The sequence below is a fragment of the Agrobacterium sp. CFBP 3001 genome, assembly GCF_027871605.1.
In the GTDB taxonomy this organism is placed as follows: domain Bacteria; phylum Pseudomonadota; class Alphaproteobacteria; order Rhizobiales; family Rhizobiaceae; genus Agrobacterium; species Agrobacterium leguminum.
The window spans coordinates 21,734-38,488 of sequence record NZ_JAQAHD010000021.1; the positions used below are offsets into that span (position 1 = coordinate 21,734).

The 16,755-nt window shown below is 57.9% G+C and carries 20 protein-coding genes; 12 read left to right on the forward strand and 8 right to left on the reverse strand.

Going from position 1 to position 16,755, the window contains the following annotated elements; genetic code table 11:
• Positions 1-295: 295 nt before the first annotated feature.
• Positions 296-1,180, reverse strand: a complete 885-nt coding sequence (locus PH605_RS20965) for a sugar phosphate isomerase/epimerase family protein (protein ID WP_125146107.1) — start codon at positions 1,178-1,180, stop codon at positions 296-298.
• Positions 1,177-1,908, reverse strand: a complete 732-nt coding sequence (locus PH605_RS20970; protein WP_142845928.1) for a GntR family transcriptional regulator — start codon at positions 1,906-1,908, stop codon at positions 1,177-1,179. Before PH605_RS20970 ends, PH605_RS20965 begins: the two co-directional genes overlap by 4 nt.
• A 250-nt stretch (positions 1,909-2,158) precedes the next feature.
• Here PH605_RS20970 and PH605_RS20975 point away from each other — a divergent pair, with 250 nt between their 5' ends.
• Genes PH605_RS20975 through PH605_RS20990 form a run of 4 tightly spaced genes read left to right on the forward strand, consistent with a single transcriptional unit; the run spans position 2,159 to position 5,316 of the window.
• Positions 2,159-3,052 (forward strand): intradiol ring-cleavage dioxygenase, encoded by an 894-nt coding sequence (locus tag PH605_RS20975; RefSeq protein WP_142845929.1) that lies wholly within the window; start codon positions 2,159-2,161, stop codon positions 3,050-3,052.
• Between the two features lie 22 nt (positions 3,053-3,074).
• A complete protein-coding gene (gene hpaH, locus PH605_RS20980; protein WP_078053735.1) occupies positions 3,075-3,857 on the forward strand; it encodes a 2-oxo-hept-4-ene-1,7-dioate hydratase in 783 nt (260 codons plus the stop codon).
• Positions 3,858-3,865: 8 nt separating this feature from the next.
• A complete protein-coding gene (hpaI, locus tag PH605_RS20985; protein WP_142845930.1) occupies positions 3,866-4,636 on the forward strand; it encodes a 4-hydroxy-2-oxoheptanedioate aldolase in 771 nt (256 codons plus the stop codon).
• Positions 4,637-4,638: 2 nt separating this feature from the next.
• Positions 4,639-5,316, forward strand: a complete 678-nt coding sequence (locus PH605_RS20990; RefSeq protein ID WP_142845931.1) for a transporter substrate-binding domain-containing protein — start codon at positions 4,639-4,641, stop codon at positions 5,314-5,316.
• Positions 5,317-5,454: 138 nt separating this feature from the next.
• Here PH605_RS20990 and PH605_RS20995 read toward each other — a convergent pair whose 3' ends face one another.
• Positions 5,455-6,084, reverse strand: a complete 630-nt coding sequence (locus tag PH605_RS20995; RefSeq protein ID WP_142845932.1) for a TetR/AcrR family transcriptional regulator — start codon at positions 6,082-6,084, stop codon at positions 5,455-5,457.
• Between the two features lie 87 nt (positions 6,085-6,171).
• Here PH605_RS20995 and PH605_RS21000 point away from each other — a divergent pair, with 87 nt between their 5' ends.
• On the forward strand, positions 6,172-6,945 hold the full coding sequence (locus PH605_RS21000) for an SDR family NAD(P)-dependent oxidoreductase (RefSeq protein ID WP_142845933.1): 774 nt from the start codon (positions 6,172-6,174) through the stop codon (positions 6,943-6,945).
• A gap of 64 nt (positions 6,946-7,009) precedes the next feature.
• Here the strand turns inward: PH605_RS21000 and PH605_RS21005 are convergent, their stop codons facing one another.
• The gene (locus tag PH605_RS21005) at positions 7,010-7,411 is read right to left on the reverse strand and encodes a tautomerase family protein (RefSeq protein ID WP_142845934.1); all 402 of its coding nucleotides are present in this window, start codon (positions 7,409-7,411) and stop codon (positions 7,010-7,012) included.
• 89 nt (positions 7,412-7,500) lie between these two features.
• Here PH605_RS21005 and PH605_RS21010 point away from each other — a divergent pair, with 89 nt between their 5' ends.
• A complete protein-coding gene (locus PH605_RS21010; RefSeq protein ID WP_142845935.1) occupies positions 7,501-8,343 on the forward strand; it encodes a LysR family transcriptional regulator in 843 nt (280 codons plus the stop codon).
• A 68-nt stretch (positions 8,344-8,411) separates the two neighbouring features.
• On the opposite strand, the gene PH605_RS21015 is transcribed toward PH605_RS21010, so the two are convergent.
• The 3 genes from PH605_RS21015 to PH605_RS21025 are packed head-to-tail and all read right to left on the reverse strand — an operon-like array spanning position 8,412 to position 10,574.
• Positions 8,412-9,770 carry a peptidase S41 gene (locus PH605_RS21015; RefSeq protein ID WP_142845936.1) on the reverse strand — a complete coding sequence of 453 codons (1,359 nt, stop codon included), beginning with the start codon at positions 9,768-9,770 and terminating at the stop codon, positions 8,412-8,414.
• Positions 9,771-9,806: 36 nt separating this feature from the next.
• Positions 9,807-10,211 (reverse strand): VOC family protein, encoded by a 405-nt coding sequence (locus tag PH605_RS21020; RefSeq protein WP_174037179.1) that lies wholly within the window; start codon positions 10,209-10,211, stop codon positions 9,807-9,809.
• Between the two features lie 27 nt (positions 10,212-10,238).
• On the reverse strand, positions 10,239-10,574 hold the full coding sequence (locus PH605_RS21025; RefSeq protein ID WP_142845937.1) for a cupin domain-containing protein: 336 nt from the start codon (positions 10,572-10,574) through the stop codon (positions 10,239-10,241).
• 148 nt (positions 10,575-10,722) lie between these two features.
• On the opposite strand from PH605_RS21025, the gene PH605_RS21030 reads away from it, so the two are divergent.
• Positions 10,723-11,268: a MarR family winged helix-turn-helix transcriptional regulator gene (locus tag PH605_RS21030; RefSeq protein WP_142845938.1), complete on the forward strand. Its 546-nt coding sequence runs from the start codon at positions 10,723-10,725 to the stop codon at positions 11,266-11,268.
• Positions 11,269-11,376: 108 nt separating this feature from the next.
• On the opposite strand, the gene PH605_RS21035 is transcribed toward PH605_RS21030, so the two are convergent.
• Positions 11,377-12,273: a LysR family transcriptional regulator gene (locus tag PH605_RS21035; RefSeq protein ID WP_065657468.1), complete on the reverse strand. Its 897-nt coding sequence runs from the start codon at positions 12,271-12,273 to the stop codon at positions 11,377-11,379.
• Positions 12,274-12,378: 105 nt separating this feature from the next.
• Between PH605_RS21035 and PH605_RS21040 the strand changes: the two genes are divergently transcribed.
• The 5 genes from PH605_RS21040 (at position 12,379) to PH605_RS21060 (ending at position 16,740) form a co-directional block, all read left to right on the forward strand.
• Entirely contained in the window at positions 12,379-13,461 is a 1,083-nt protein-coding gene (locus tag PH605_RS21040; protein ID WP_125146116.1) for a 4-oxalomesaconate tautomerase, read from the forward strand.
• A 48-nt stretch (positions 13,462-13,509) separates the two neighbouring features.
• Complete coding sequence (locus PH605_RS21045) at positions 13,510-14,511, forward strand: ABC transporter substrate-binding protein (RefSeq protein ID WP_003523942.1); 1,002 nt, start codon at positions 13,510-13,512, stop codon at positions 14,509-14,511.
• Positions 14,512-14,574: 63 nt separating this feature from the next.
• On the forward strand, positions 14,575-15,342 hold the full coding sequence (locus PH605_RS21050; RefSeq protein ID WP_003510194.1) for an ABC transporter ATP-binding protein: 768 nt from the start codon (positions 14,575-14,577) through the stop codon (positions 15,340-15,342).
• A complete protein-coding gene (locus PH605_RS21055) occupies positions 15,329-16,105 on the forward strand; it encodes an ABC transporter permease (protein WP_003523941.1) in 777 nt (258 codons plus the stop codon). The genes PH605_RS21050 and PH605_RS21055 overlap by 14 nt, the downstream gene beginning before the upstream one ends.
• A gap of 200 nt (positions 16,106-16,305) precedes the next feature.
• Entirely contained in the window at positions 16,306-16,740 is a 435-nt protein-coding gene (locus tag PH605_RS21060) for a hypothetical protein (protein ID WP_271040159.1), read from the forward strand.
• The last annotated feature ends 15 nt before the right edge of the window (positions 16,741-16,755 follow it).

The window sequence follows — 16,755 nt, forward strand, 5'->3', positions numbered from 1 at the left end:
CTCATGTCGTGAGGCCGTAGGCCACTTCGTCGCGAAGTGGGCAAGTTTGCCAGCATCAACCAATTGCTCGCGCTGGTGAAGGTTGCCGTCGGAACTTTGCCTTGGATTGGGTGTAGGAAGACTACTTATTACAGGTTCAATAGGGTTCAAAAAAGACCATTGATAACGGATCATTGCTTCGGTTGAACAGAATTTCTATTCATGTTTACGGCGAAGAATTTGGACCCAAATTACAAGTATGATCGCAAGTACGGTCATGACAGTTGCGGCGGCTGCAATCGTGGGCGACAAGTTCTCACGAACGGCGGAAAACATTTCGCGGGGAAGCGTTCTTTGCTCGGGCCCGCCGACCAGCATCACGACAACCACTTGCCGACTGCAGAACTCTCCGCGTCTTCAAGTTCAGATCTCTCAGATGTGCCAGCGGAGTGACGTCGCCCACGAGCGGAACCTCCACTGATATCGCAGCTTTGCCGGCAAGTTTGGCAAGCAGGTCTTTGAGCGCAAGAATGCCGTCGCCTGGGGCCAACCGACCTGCCCGTGCTTCATTCACCATGTCTTCGGGCCGCGAGGGGACTGGACCCGTCACGTCGCAGAGCTGCAGGTGGTTCACGATGTCAGCATTGATTTCGCTGACGTTCCCACCGTTCCGGAAAAAGTGGATGGCATCAACTAAAACACCTGCGTTTGCTTGCTCGCAACCGTCGACCAGTGCAGCGCTGCGAGCATATGTATTGATCGTGCGCCAGCCCATGTTTTCGATATCGACCCCCATGCCGTAACGGGCGGCCAGTTGGCACAACGCGACGAGGTTGCCGATCAAACGTTCGTGGTCATCATCGTCGCCACAAGCACTCAAGCGCTTGGCTCCGATATCGGCCGCAGCCGCAACGATGTGTTCGACCGAGGCCGCGTTAAAATCCGCCCCGAGAATAAAGAATTCGATATCGAAGACTTTCATGCCTTCGCCGTCGAGTACGGCCCGAAATTCTGATGCGGCCCTACTGCCTTGCGGCAATTCATAAAAAGGTGCCCCGGGAAAGGCGGGGTGAAGCCGAAGCCCGACCGCGTTGAAACCTGCTGCTGCAGCCTGCTCCACGAATTGCACCGGAGGCAGTTGAATCGCGGAAAAGTGCGCGACCCCGATTGGAGCTCTTTCCATGTCGGAAAGATTTTTCATCGCACGACCCCCGTCCGCGCGAGATGCTCAAGCAGGTTTTTACCGGTGCGATGGATGTGCTGGCGGAGCTTGTCCGTGGCATAATCCAGGTCCCTCGCGACCGCGCCCTGGGCGATTTCGCTGTGTTCCTGGCCGACGTTTCGGTCGCCCGACGTCTGCGTCAGGAATATTCGGCGATAGCGGTCGTTAAGGTTGAGGAGCGTTTTGCAGAAGTGCAGCAGAAGAGGCTTCCCGCACCCTGAAATAAGGGCGAGGTGGAAATCGCGATGGGCCGCCTCCCAATGCTCCAGCGTCTCCGGTCTGCTGGCATCTCGTTCCGTGCGGTTGAGCTTGTGGAGCACACGCATGACATTGCTTTCCCACTCCACGTCGCCGACCCGGATTGATTCCCTCAGGGCGAACACCTCCAGCTCTTCGCGCAGGCTGGTGATCTCCTCGAGATTGGCCAGCGAAATCGGCGACACGCGATAACCGCGATTGTCCTCGAACTCGACAAGGCCGTCGGAAATCAACCGGGCAAGACCTTCGCGCAGAGGGCTAAGACTGACATTGAACGACTGTCGAGCCCTGTCGAGATGGATCTTGCTGCCGGCTTCAAGTTCACCTGAGATGATCGCTTCCCGCAATCGAAATGCCAGCTGGCTGCCGATCGTGTTCTTCCCGTCATCGGAAAAGCCACCGTTTCCAGACTGCTCGTTTAGTGAATTTGGGGCCTCAGCCTGAGTCATAAAACCTCCCAGAACACATTCGCGCCTCATCGACGATCGTTATGATAAACGATTATTTATGTCAACGATAGCGAGCTGTATTTCTGCCTACGCCTCGGAAGTGAGGCGATGTCGAAATTTTTTATCTGCTATACCATATAGTTACATATACTCATCTCATTCAGATTGGTGGAGATCTTTCACCAAAGACAAAAGGGTCTTGACGGATAATCGATTATCAAAGTATCGATGCCGTCGTGGAGGTGCGCCAATGGTAATCAAGACTGAGAGCGACGTGACTCCTGCCGTGCTGGCAGTAATGGAACAGACATCCAATCCGCGGGCCCGGGAAATTCTGACGGCGCTGGTGAAACATCTCCATGCGTTTGTGCGGGAAGTGCGGCTGACCGAAGTTGAATTCCGGGAGGCAACCGCCATCCTGAACGAGATTGGCCAGCTGCAGACCGATAGCCATAACGAATTCGTTTTGATGTCCGGCTCTCTTGGCGTGTCTTCTCTTGTTTGCCTTCTTAACAACGGCGACAGGGGGCAGACCGAAACCTCGCAATCGCTTCTCGGCCCGTTCTGGCGCCTTAATTCTCCTCGGGTCGAAAATGGCGGGACCATTATTCGCTCCGACACGCCCGGCGCACCGCTGTTTGTCAGAGCGAACGTGTTTGATCGCGAAGGCAGGCCGATTCCGGGAGCGGAGGTCGATGTGTGGCATGCGTCTCCAGTCGGCCTCTATGAAAACCAGGATCCCGACCAGGCGGAGATGAATCTTCGCGGAAAGTTTATGACCGACGAACGAGGACGGTTCTGGTTCAGAACCGTGAAGATGGTCGGTTATCCGATCCCGGTGGACGGCGTCGTCGGGCGTCTTCTCAAGGCTCAGGGTCGCCATCCTTATCGACCGGCGCATCTGCATGCACTGATTTTCAAGCACGGTTACAAAACGCTGATCTCGCAGGTCTTCGATCCGAGCGACCCCAACATCGAGTCCGACGTTCAGTTCGGGGTCACCTCGGCGCTGACAGGTGATTTCGTCCGCCATGACGAACCGCATCCCACGGATGAAGACATTGAGAGGCCGTGGTTCTCGCTCGACTACACCTATGTGATGGAGCCCGGTGAAGCTGTCTTGCCGCGCCCACCGATCAAATAGATATTGTTTCTGGAGTCTCATCATGATCAGCGAAGACCTGCGCCAGGCGGCGGCAGATGCCATATTGAAGGCAGAGACCGATCGCAAGCCGATCGTCCAGCCGAGCAAGACCTATCCTGACCTCGATCTGGAAGATGCTTATCGCATCCAGGCGCTCTGGGCGCAGTCGCGTGTCTCTCGCGGCGCACGCATTATTGGCCATAAGATAGGTCTGACTTCGCGCGCCATGCAGATGGCGTCGAAGATGACCGAACCCGATTATGGTGTCATTCTAGACGACGCGCTTTACAACGACGGATCTCAAATCAGGTCCGACCTGTTCATTAAGCCGCGTCTGGAGGTCGAGCTGGCGTTCATCATGGGTGAAGACCTTGAAGGCACGGGCACCCGTATCTACGACGTCATGCGGGCAACGGAGTTCATCGTGCCGGCGCTTGAGATTATCGACTACCGGACTGAGGTGCCGCGCGCCATCACCGATACGATCGCCGACAATGCCGCCTTTGGAGCAATTGTCGTCGGCGGGCGCGTGATACGCCCCATGGATATCGATATCCGTTGGGTCGGGGCAACGCTTTCAAAAAACGGGATCATTGAAGAGTCCGGAGTGTCGGCGGCGATCATGGGTCACCCTGCCGCGGGTGTCGCTTGGCTGGTCAACAAATTGCACGCCGTTGGCGGCGGCTTGAAAAAGGGGCAAATCGTCCTTGCGGGTTCGTTTACCCGGCCGGTCGATATCCTCAAGGGTGATGTCATCCAGGCCGACTATGGTCCTGTTGGCTCAATCGGTGTTTCTTTCGTGTGAGGTTGAAAATGGAACTTCCTGTCAATCAGTTTAAAGCGAAGCTGCGCGCAGGCAAAAGTCAAATCGGACTGTGGTGCGGGCTCCCAGGAAGCTACGCGGCAGAGATCGTCGCACCGGCCGGCTTCGACTGGCTCCTCTTCGATACCGAGCACTCCCCCAGCGACGTACTGACGGTGCTTCCCCAGTTGCAGGCGGTGGCACCCTATCAGGTGTCGCCGGTGGTGCGGCCCGCGGTCAACGATCCGGTGCTGATCAAGCGCTTCCTCGATATCGGCGTCCAGACGCTCCTGATCCCTTATATTCAGAACGCGGAGGAAGCTAGGGCCGCCGTGGATAGCACGCGCTATCCGCCTGCGGGTATTCGTGGCGTCTCGGCTCTAACGCGAGCAACGCGTTTTGGGCGGGTCAAGAATTACGCGCAGAATGCCGTCCAGGAGCTGTGTGTTCTTGTGCAGGTTGAAACACGGGAAGCCTTGGCGCACGTCGAGGCCATAGCCTCGGTTGACGGCGTCGATGGCGTATTCATCGGCCCGGCCGATCTCGCGGCGAGCTTTGGGTACCCGGGCCAACCCGGTCACCCGGAAGTGGTCGCTGCGATCGAAGCGACGATCGCCAAGCTGAAGCGCCTCGGGGTCCCGGCCGGTATTCTCACGCCTGATGAGACCTTTGCAGCCCGCTGCATCGAGTTGGGAACGCTGTTCACCGCAGTCGGGGTCGACGTCGCCCTCCTTGCTCGCGGTGCGGAGAAGCTGGCGGGCCGGTTTGTGGGGCCAACGTAAACATGCCCGCTCTCGCCTTCGATATCGGTGAAATCGCGCCGACGGGGTCGATACGCGCGGCTGTGAACATCGCAAATGCCGCTCTGGTTCGTTTCGAGGAGCGAACCGGCGAACTGACAGGACCAAGCGTCGATCTTGCGAAATCGTTGGCGGCCGAAATCGGCTGCCAGCTTTTGGTCAAAGCGTACCCGTCTGCCGCGGCGATCATGGCGGCATACGAACGGAATGACTGGGATATAGCATTCATTGCGGCTGATCCATCGCGCGCAGACCGCTTTGATTTCTCGCCGCCGTACGCGTTCGTCGCCGCAACCTATCTTGTCCTACGAGATTCTCATATTTACTCGGTCGCTGAAGTCGACGTTCCCGGCTGCCGAATCTCGGCGGCAGGGGAGGCGGCGTATACCAAGCAGCTTGAAAGACTGCTTAAGCATGCCGCAATCTTTTATACTGAAAGCCCAACGGCTGCGATTGAAATGCTGAAGACTGGAGGATGCGATGCGACCGCGGGATTAAGAGATTTCCTCCAGGACGCTGCAGCGCAAGGTGAGCGATTGCGCACATTAGAGGACACGTTTCTCGAGATTCCGCAAACTGTTGCTATCCGGAAAGGGACAAAAGCAGCGCCGTTCGTGTCGGATTTTGTGGGCACGTACGTCAAGAATTCTTTCGTCCCATAACCACCATGAGATAGATTGTGACGGCAGTTGGCGGTCGCCAGTTCAGTCAAGAGTTTTACGCGCCCGGCCCTTCGTTCCTTGAAGCTTGCCGGGCAGGCGGTCCTCGGACGGCCCTGTTCAAGAGATTCCGATTTAACCTTAAGGGCCGGCGGCCCCACGCTTTCCGGGCCAGGCTGTCAGCGCGACGTCGACCAAAGCCTTTAACCTGGCCGTACATGCGCCGTCGCAAGCCTGCGCAGACATGCCTTGAATGATGGCGCCGTAAAAGCGGGCGAGCGTATCCGTGTCGGTTTGCGTGGGTAGTTCGCCCTCGCTGACGGCGCGGTCGAACCGCGTCTTGAGAATCTGTATTGCCGCCTCGCGCAGTCCTGCCGTTGTGCGGGCGACGGAGGCGTTTGCTTCCGAATGCTGGAGAACGGCGGTGGACACGATGCATCCGCGCGGTTTGTCGGGCTGGGTATGTCCTTCAGCAATATCGTAAAGGTAAGAGGCGAGCGCCTCGTAGGCGGGTATTTGCGCCTGCAGCACCTCGGCGCGGAGTTCGCTTTGCTGTGCAATGCTATGATCGAGCGCCAGCCGGAATAATTCTTCCTTTGAACCGAAGGTCGCGTAGAGGGACGGCGGGGTGATGCCCATCGCCTGGGTGAGGTCCGCTATCGAGGTTCCCTCATAGCCGTGTTCCCAGAACAGCCGGGCTGCGACATCGAGCCCGGCATTCCGATCAAGCAGGCGCGGTCTACCGCGTTGTTTTCCCGTCGTTTCAGACATTTTTGTATCGATCACTATAAAAATATTGACAGACCATGGCCGGATTTTATTATAACGATCACTAGTTAAATCGCAACGGAGTGATCCATGTCTCAGAAACTATCGAACAAAGTCGCCCTCATAACGGGCAGTTCCCGCGGTATCGGCCGTGCGGCGGCCCTGGCGTTTGCGAAAGAGGGTGCCGGTCTTATCGGCGTCCATTATGGTGCGAACCCCGATGCGGCGCAGGCAACGATCCGCGAGATCGAGGCTCTCGGTTCGAAGGCGGTCGCTCTCAATGCCGATCTGCGGGCCGGGAAAGCGGCGACGGACAGCTTGTGGGAGCAGTTCAGGGAAGCCGCTGTCGCTTTCACCGGCTCGCCATCGCTTGATATTCTCGTCAATAATGCGGGCATTGCCCCGGCGACACCGTTGAAAGAAACAACGGAAGCCGCGTTCGACGCGTTGATGACGATCAACTTCAAGGCGCCATTCTTTCTCATTCAAGCCGTTGCCGATCATCTCCGCGACAATGGCCGCATCATCAATGTCTCGACCGGTTTCACGCGCATCGCGGCGCCAACGCACCCCGCCTATGCGGCTTCAAAAGGTGCGCTTGAAACATTGACGCTGGCGCTCGCCCCGGAATTCGGCCGACGCGGAATTACGGTCAATTCGGTGCTGCCGGGTGTCACTGAAACCGACATGAACGCCGAATGGCTGGCAGCGCCGGAGGCCCGTGCCGGTGCTGAAGCCCTCTCTGTCTTCTCGCGCGTCGGACGCGCCGACGATATTGCGGACGTCATCACATTCCTTGCCTCGAACGATGCCCGCTGGACGACTGGACAGATGATTGATGCGACAGGCGGTGCGCGGATTTGATCCAGGCATAGCAAATATCCCTGGGCGAGCGGCGTCGGGCGGTTTCGCCTGACGCCTGCCGATACTAGCCGTGCTTGCGCGCCCACCGCAGATTCTGGGTTTGCCCGCCATAACCATAGGCATCGCCATCGACGGCGTGAACCAGCACATAGCTCGCCTCGTGCACGGGGCCCAGCAGAGCGTTCATATCGTTATAGACCCGCCGGACCCATTCGGTCGTCTCGTCCTTTATGTTGGTGTGTTCCGTAATCGAAACCTCGACATAGAAGCTTCCGATCTTCTGGTCGGCGACGCTCGATCCGGCGATGATCCAGTCATTGGGATCGGCGCTCTCGACGAGAACCGCGGTGACAGCCGGGTCCTTTTGCAGGATTTCCGCCGTGAGGCGAGAAAGAAGAGCCGCGACTTCCAGCTTTGGGTCGCGTCCATTCCGGGGTTTGGTGTAGCGCGCTTTGATCATGGGCATGGTCTTGTCTCCTTGTTGCCGAGACACCTTGCGCAAATTTATTCATAATGAGAATATGGTATTGAATATTCCATACATAGCGATTTTATATGATTGATCTCGAAAGCGTTCGCCTGTTCATTTTCTCCGTAGAGCTCGGCAGCCTGACAAAGGCGGCGGAGGCGGCAGGAACCGTGCAACCGGTCGTCAGCCAAAAATTGAAGATGCTGGAGCAGCGTGTCGGCCGGCGGCTGATCGACCGTTCGCCACGGCATCTGCGGCTCACGGAGGATGGCCAGGTGTTCCTACCGAAGGCTCGCGAGCTACTCGCCAAACACGAGGAAGCACTGACCTTCGGTCATGAATCGCCGCTGCACTTTAGCCTGGCCGCCAGTGACCACGCGATCGGGGGCCGCCTTTCGACGGCCATACGGGCGATGCGGGCGGCACTCCCCGCCAATGCGGTGATTGACGTGAATATTGGCTTTTCCCTTCACGTGAAGGAAAGTTTCGCGTCCGGACAGGCTGACGCGGCCATTATCCGGCGTAACGGCGGCGGCTCAGACGGCGAAATCCTGCGGACCGACAGGCTGGGATGGCGGGTCGCCCCGGGCTGGCGGCCACGCTCAAACAGCGCCATTCCGCTCGTGTCGCTGGGGTCCGGGTGTGGTGTCCGGGAAATTGCGGTGTCGGAGCTTAGAAGAGCCGGCGTGGAGTGGCGCGATGCTTTCACCGCCGGAAGCTGTTCGGTGCTCCATGAAGGAATTCTTGCAGGTGCGGGCGTCGCGCCGATGGGCGATATTAGCGCCCGTGGCCTGCCTGACAGGGGCGTGGAACTGGGGCTGCCTTCGTTGCCGCCTTCCGATATCGTTCTTCTTTCCCGCGCAAGAACGCCCGCGCATGCATCGGCGATCAGAGCCCTGGCCGCAGCCGTATCGGGCACCGGCGACTAGGTTGAGGAGCGGTTCTCCGCCGCTTTTAGGTATTTCCGCTCCAGCCCGTCATTAAGTTCGCCGGCTACCTATCGCGTTGGCTCCAATGCCTTTTCCAGCACCGGATCACGACCGCGCATATAATCGTCGAAGCTGAGATCAACAGAGATTTCGGGTGAAAGGGAGATATTGCGGGGCCCAAATGCGACGGTCGCCCAGTAGCAGGTTCGGACATCGCTGCAGCCTTGCTCGTAGTCTTCGAATTCGGAGCTATATCGGACGCTTATCCCTGAGTTTGGCAGCGTTATTTTATTGCCTTCCGCCCAGAACCTGCCGCCATCCCCCATTTTTTCGCCGATCAGAGATACCCGCTCGCCTCCGCTTCCCTTTATCAAGGCTGCGGTGACGATGCCGGCGGAGAAGGTCGCGCGTCCCACAAGGACAGAAATCCGCCCCTTATCAGGGAGAAGTCGTGGCAGTGCCTGTGCAAAGAGAATGCTGTTGAAGAAGTCGCCGCCGTTGTTGAAACGGAGATCGACGACGATGTGCCTCGGCTGGAAAGGCAGGATGTCTTTGTGAATGATGCCGCCGAATTTTTCGACGAGCGGCTTATCGTCGACACTCCGCGCCGTATCGTTTCGAATGTAGAGCGTGGTTTTTCCGTCATCGAGAAAAGACGCGGTTACATCGCTTCGTTTGCTGTATAAGCGAGGCCTTTCTTTTAGCTGATCGAGCACATGCGGCCAGCGTCCTGCGGTCCCTTCCGCATCCGGGACGAGAACCGCATAGCCTCTGTTTAGCCCGGTGCTGCGCTCATCGCCCGGGTCTTTCGCTACAACAGGCAAATCCACCGTCTCCAGCGTTCCGGAGCCCAGATTCAGCGTCAGCGGTGTTTTCGCGGTGTCGTCAATGGCGCCTATATGCCGCAGCACCCTCGGCGTTACCAGATAACCGGGACTGAGAAAGTGGATTCTCTGATCTGTGCCCGCAAGATAGGGCTTGAGTCGGTTTTCCGCCTCTGCTGCCGTGAGCGAGCCGATCTTTTCTATACGTGCACCGAGCAGATGCGCATAGTACGGATGGGCCTTTACGACATAGAGGCCGTCGGCGAACCACCACAGGCGAATGGGCAGGTCGCCGCCCAGAAAAGCGCCGATATTGGCGTTCGTATGGCCGTTCCGGGCAATCGCGACAGATCGCATGATCTCCATTGCGAAAGCTTCCGGGCTCAAGCGATCAACTTCGCTTTCGATAGAGCTGACATGGCGCTCGAATGCCTGCCGTTGATCCGGGCTGAAGCTTTTATCGAGGGGCGCCCATTGTTGTTTAAGCGCCGACAAATCCTCCCGCATCTGCCGGGCCGTCAGTGAATTCTCGTTTGCATATCCCGTAAGCGGCAGGATCGCGAGAAAGCCAAGGACAAGCTTGTGACGGGAGGCCGTTCTCATGGGAACAACCCCTCGCCACGTGCGTGAATGATGACGTCAGCCCGCATTGCTTAAATCCATGTAAGCGGGTTCAAATTCGTGGCCATCGGGATCGGCGAAGGTGCGGAGATACATGAAACCCAGATCCTGGGGTTCGCGGACATCCGCTTGCCCACCCGCTTTTGCCGCGGCGTCAACCATGGCGTCGACCTCTTCGCGGCTGTCGCGCGAAAGAGCGATCAGCATGCCGCTTGTTGTATGGGCATCGGCGAGCGGTTTGGCGGTGAAGGTCTTGTAATAATCGTGCCGCAGAAGCTGGAAGGTGATGGTCTCCGACCACACCATCGAGCTTGCGTCTTCGTTGGAAAACTCTTCGTTCTTCACGCAGCCGATTGCCTCATAGAAGGCGGTCGAAACGGTCAGGTCTTTCACCGGCAGGTTCAGGAAAATCATCTTGGCCATTGTCTTTCTCCTCATGGTGGAACGGGGTTACAGAAAAGTCTGCTGAAAGGTCTCGCTCGGATGGATGCAGATGATCTCCAGCCGGTCAGTGCCGATATTTTCGAAGCGATGGGGGATATTGGCAGGCCCAACGACGATGTCTCCCGACGAGCCGCGCGCCCGTTGATCGCCGATTGTGAACTCGGCCTCGCCTTTGCGCACCACCCAGGTTTCGGCATAGGGATGAACATGCAGATCAGGGCCGCGACCCGGATCGGCATTGACGAGAAAGATGGATACGGCGCTTCCGTATTCGCATCCTTCATAACGCACCGTCCGGCTCTGGCCGGGGTTCGGTTCCTGATGGCGGCGTATGAAAAACATCTGGTCTCCTCCCTGAGACAAAACTATCTTCGCGAGAAGATATATGTGCAATTTATCTTCCTGTCAAGATATCTATCTTCTCGCAAAGATATATTCACGAAGCAGGCAAAGCCGTATATGGTTTTCGACGTGGCAATGGGGTGATGAGATGAAGCAGGCGATGCCGGAGACAACGACCGATCGGACGATGGAAGCTGACGGGGAAGATCATGTCGACCGTCTCCGTGGCCAGTGGGTGCGGGAACTGCCTGATATCGACACAGAACCGATGGCCATCTTCGGGCGCGCCAAGCGGCTCAGCAACCTTCTGGCGCCATCAATCGAGGAGACATTTGCCGGTTTCGGTCTCGACCGCGGCGAGTTCGATGTCATCGCAACATTGCGCCGGTCAGGACCGCCCTACCAGCTGACGCCGACGGAAATGTATACGACGCTGATGCTCTCCTCAGGCGGCCTGACGCACCGGCTTGATCGATTGGAAAAGGCCGGGCTTATCGAGCGCAGAAAATCGAAGCTTGATGGGCGCAGTGTCGTTGTCTGCCTCATGCCGGCGGGCATAGAGCTGGCGGAAAAGGCGTTTCGTAAGGACATGAAAAGCGAACTGAGTTTCCTGCAAGGGCTCACTCCGGACGAGCGCGACAACCTCGCGGCGCTGCTGAAAAAGCTGGTGCTGGATATCGAGGCCCGTCTTTAGCTTCTGACGCAGTTCTTTTATTCGAGCGATCTGCAAATCAAAGGCTGTTTGCCGGCACCTGCGGTTCGCGCCGCTGCCGGCCGTAGCAGGCCCATTTTTTTCGCGCGATCACTGTGTTTTCCAGGTCTCGAGCAGCATCCGCACAAATTTTTCGGCGGCTGGGGAAAGAGCGCTGCTTCGCCTTTGCACGATGCCTATCGTACGGGAGACCACCGGGTTGACGATTGGCCGGGTGATAAGGAATGGGTGATCGTCCTGCGGTGTTGCCAGCCGCGGCAGGACGGAAATGCCAAGTCCGGCTTCGACGAGACCGAGCGACGTGTTGAGGTGCGTCACCTCATAAAACCAGTTCAATTTTAGATTGTGTCGTGCAAGCGCGCTGTCGAGAAGCGTCCTGTTGCCGCTCGAACGGTCCACGACGACCAGTGGATAGGCCTCCAGCTGGCCCCACTCAATCGTTTCGAAGGCTGCCAGAGGGTGGTCTTTCCTCATTGCCAGCACGAAGGGGTCATCGATGAGCGGCTCGAATGAAAGCTCGGGATCAGAATTGCCCATCAGGTTGATGCCGAATTCCACCTCGCCTCTGGCGACCGCCTGCAGACCTTCATTGGCTGTCAGATCCCTGATCCGCAGCCTTATATGGGGATACTGCTGGCTGAAGGTCTTGATGACGGTGGGAAGAAAGTAAAAGGCGGCGGTGGGAACGCAGGCCATGGTGATAAGCCCGCGCCGTTGCGCGCCGTCCTTCATGGCAAAAAGCGATCCGTCAAACTCCTCGAGCATGCGCCGAACGAGCGGCATGACTTCCTGTCCCATGGCGGTGGGGGCAACGTGGCGCGTCGTTCTTTCCAGAAGTGGCGCGCCGATGGCCTGCTCCAGCTTCTGGATACGGCGGGTAAGCGCCGGTTGCGAGATATGCAGCGCCTCGGCGGCCCTGTGGAAACTGGCCAGTTCAACCACCGCTTGAAACGCCCGCAAATCCAGAATTTCACAATTGATGCTCATACCGCAATAAAACTCCAAAACATTGCATTTAACAGATTAGACTCTTTTGCTCATATTGCAACAACACGGCGCATTGATCCGACAAATGCAATATTGAGGCAACCCATGAACGATCTGCTGAAGATACCCTGTGTGCTGATGCGCGGTGGAACGTCGCGTGGACCGTTCTTTCTCGCATCCGATCTTCCCCGTGATCGAGCAGACCGGGACGCGGCCCTTCTTTCCATCATGGGGTCTGGCCATCCGTTGCAGATCGACGGCATTGGCGGGGGCAATCCGGTCACGTCCAAAGTTGCGATTATCGGCCCTTCCACGGTCAGGGGCGCTGACATCGACTATCTGTTTGCGCAGGTTCGGACCGACAGGCAGTATGTCGACTATTCGCCCAACTGCGGAAACATGCTGGCCGCCGTTGGGCCCTTTGCCATCGAAGCGGGGCTTGTCGAAGCGCAGGGCAAGGATACTCTTGTGCGAATCCATAACGTGAATACCGGCAAGCTGATCGAGGCGAAGGTTCCGACACGCGGCCGCGAGGTTATTTATCTCGGCGACGCCTCGATCGACGGAGTTCCGGGTCTGGCGGCGCCCATCGCATTGACATTCATGGATGCGGCAGGTGCGAAAACCGGCAAGCTTCTGCCCACCGGAAAGCCGGTCGATCTGATCGATGGCGTCAACGTGACGGCCATAGACTGCGCCATTCCGATGGTTCTCATCCGCGCAGCCGATCTCGGCGTGACGGGGTACGAGGATCCGCAAACCCTGAGCGCTAACGAGGATCTCATCGCACGAATGACCCGCATCCGCATCGAGGCCGGAAAGTTGATGGGAATGGGTGATGTGAAAGACATGGTCATTCCGAAACCGGTGCTCATTGCACCTGCCCGCAGAGGCGGCACTCTTTCGGTACGGTATTTCATGCCCAACGAGTGTCATCCTGCACTGGCGACGACCGGTGCCGTTGGCATCGCAACCGCGGCTGTCACCAAAGGCTCCATCGCTTATGATGTGGCCGGAGGCCTTTCGGTGCCGACCCAGATCCGCATCGAACATCCCGCCGGCCGCCTCGACGTGCAGCTGGAGATGCGAAACGGCGCAATAACGGCCGGCCTCGTAAGAACGGCGCGCAGGCTTTTTGAAGGCTTTGCCTTCGCCAAACCAACCGCTGCGATTGAAGACGCAGCCTAGACGCGGCCATAGTGGCGCAAAATATAGTCAAACCGGGAGGAGACCCTTATGCGTAAATATCTGCTTGCAACCGCGGCGCTCTGTGCGCTGGCGGCATCTGCCAATGCCGAATCCGTCAGGATGAGCGTTGGCTCGTACAACCTCAACAACCTGCCTTTCCCCGTGGCGGCGAGCCTTGGCTTCTACAAGGAGGAGGGCCTTGATGTAACGACCGAGAACTTTGCCCAGGGCGGATCGAAGGTTCTGCAGGCGCTTGTCGCGGGTTCCACGGACGTTGCCGTGGGCTTCTACGATCATACGATCCAGATGCAGTCACAGAACAAGCACGTGGTAGGCTTTGTGCAGCTTGCCCGCAACTCGGGCCTCGTTCTCGCCGGCAAGAACGACACGGATTTCGATCCGGCCAAGCCCGAGACGATCAAGGGCAAGAAGGTCGGCATCACGTCGCCCGGCTCCTCTTCGGACTTCTTCATTCGCTATTACATGAAGCAGCATAATCTCAGCGACAACGACATCTCCATCATCGGCGTCGGTTCGGGCGCTGCGGCCGTTGCAGCCCTGCAGCAGGGCAAGATCGATCTGCTCGTCAATTACGACCCTGCCGCAACCATCGTCGTGGAGCGCGGGCTGGGCAAGATCCTCATCGATGCCCGTAGCGATCAGGGCGCAAGGGATGTCTATGGCGGCATCTATCCCACCTCGGTCCTTTACGCCACGCAGGACTATATCAACGCCAATCCGGAAGTGATCCAGAAGGTCACCAATGCGACGGTTCGGGCGCTGCACTGGATGAAGCAGCATTCTGCGGAGGAAATCGTCGCAAAGCTGCCCGATGATTTCGTGTCCGGCGACAAGCAGACCTACATCAAGGCCGTTGAAGCGGCCAAGGCGATCTTCTCCGAAGATGGCAAGTTTGAGCCTGCGGATCTCGAAACACCGCTCGCTGTTCTGAAAAGCTTCAATGATGCGGTCGCCAAGGCGACGATCGATCTCAACACCACCTACACCAACAAGTTCGTCGAGGCTGCGGCCTCGAAGGCCGCAAACTGAGAGGCCGCCATGTCTTCGCCAGCCAGAAAGCTAGAACCCGTGACGCAACTCGAACCCCAGCCGATGGTGGCAATCGACGACGTGACCATGGCGTTCGGTTCGTTTGTTGCGGTTCAAAACGTCAATCTCAAGGTCGGCGATGGCGAGTTTCTCTCCATCGTTGGGCCGACGGGATGCGGAAAGTCCACCATTCTCAACGCCATCGCAGGCCTATTGAAGCCAGCGCAGGGCAAGGTTTCCATCGACGGTTCGCTCGTTAAGGGCGTACAGAACAACATCGGATATCTGTTCCAGCAGGACGCGCTTCTTCCCTGGAAGACCGCGTTTCAGAATGTCGAGCTTGGCTTGATGTTCCGGGGCGTTCCCGAAAATGAGCGGCGCGCCAAGGTTCAGGCCTGGCTTGAAAAGGTCGGCCTCAAGGGCTTCGGAGACCGCTTTCCGCATCAGCTCTCCGGCGGACAGCGCAAACGCGTGCAGATGGCGCAGGCGCTCATCACCGAGCCGAAGGTCATCCTGATGGATGAACCCTTCTCCGCATTGGATATCCACACCCGCCACCTCATGCAGAACGAGTTGCTTCGCCTGTGGCAGGAGGACCGCCGTGCGGTGGTCATGATCACCCATGATCTGGAAGAGGCGATTGCGCTCGGAGACCGGGTTGTCGTTCTCGCTGCCGGCCCGAAGAGCCGCGTCATCGAGAGCTTCCCTGTCGATCTTGAGCGGCCCCGCAATGTCGCGGAAATCAAACTCGATCCAAAATTCATGACGCTCTATCGCGATATATGGGCGTCCCTGCGTGGCGAAGTGGAGAAAAGCTATGCAAGCCGTTAATGTTCGTATCATCCAGATCGCTCTTCTGGTCGTGCTTTTGGGCGGGTGGCAGCTCGGTGTGACCTCGGGCGCCATCGACCGCTTCTTCTTTCCGGCACCCTATGACATCGTCAAACAGGTGATTGACTGGGTTGCCGATGCCGGTTTTTACAAACATGTCGGCATCACGCTGAGCGAAACGGTGCTGGGCTATCTCATCGGTACAGGTCTCGGTGTCGGCGCCGGCGTCTGGCTGGGCCTCAGCCCCTTCGTCGCGCGGGTGCTCGATCCGTTCATCAAGGCCGTGAACGCCATTCCGCGTGTCGTTCTGGCTCCGATCTTCGTGCTCTGGCTCGGTCTTGGCCTGTGGTCTAAGGTTGCGCTTGCGGTTACGCTCGTCTTCTTCGTCACCTTCTTCAACGCCATGCAGGGCGTGCGTGAAGTGAACCCGGTCGTGCTTTCCAATACCCGCATTCTGGGCGCCAAGCGTTCGGATCTGCTGCGTCACGTCTATTTCCCGGCGGCGGCGAGCTGGATTCTGTCGTCGCTGCGCACCTCCGTCGGATTTGCAGTGGTCGGCGCAATCATCGGTGAATATCTGGGAGCTTCCGCCGGTCTCGGCTACCTGATCGCCCGCTCGGAAGGCAACTTCGATGCGGTCGGCGTCTTCGCAGGCATCATCATCCTGGCGGTGTTCGTTCTTGTTATTGACCTCATTCTGGATTTTGCGGAGAAGAGGTTGATTACCTGGCGACCCAATGCAGGCGAGGAGCGTCCCGCGTAAGCGGACTGAAACAAGATTATTTCCGTGGGGCGGTCCGTGATCGCCCCTTTTAAAATGGCTGAGCCTTCCAAGCGAAATGGGGACGTCCAAATCATTCCATCCGCTGGACAAATTGCACATGCTGGACATCTACTACGCTGATTTCGACACCACCGTCATACACTCGGACCCGGGCTGCCTGGAATTCGCCGGCTCCATCGATGTCGATGCGCACCGTTCGCTTCCAGCCCTGTTCGACAAGGCCCGGCGGGCAGACGTCGATGGAAGGCGGCGTGGATATCCCGTCACCTCTTTTGCTTGTGTTGCTGGTGCTTCTTGCCTTGCCGGCGCTGTCATGGGTCTTTTACGGGCTGATGGTCCTGCGAGCCTATGCGGCAGTAGCGCCCCCACCGGTTTCGGATGGAATATTGTTTGAGGCCGACAAGGTTCCCGCCCTTGCCGACGAGCTCGAACCGGTCAGCGGCGCGGCGAATTGTCAGCACTTGCCTATCCCGGGTAACACTTCATTTAGTGATTTTGTGAAATCTAAAATACGCAGGTTCCAAGGTTTCATCGGCGGAGCCGGTAGAACAAGCGGACCCATGACGACCCGCCCGGCGGCGGCTCGAAAAAGGCATCCGCTTGTCGCCCTATGAGGAGGGGCAACAGCT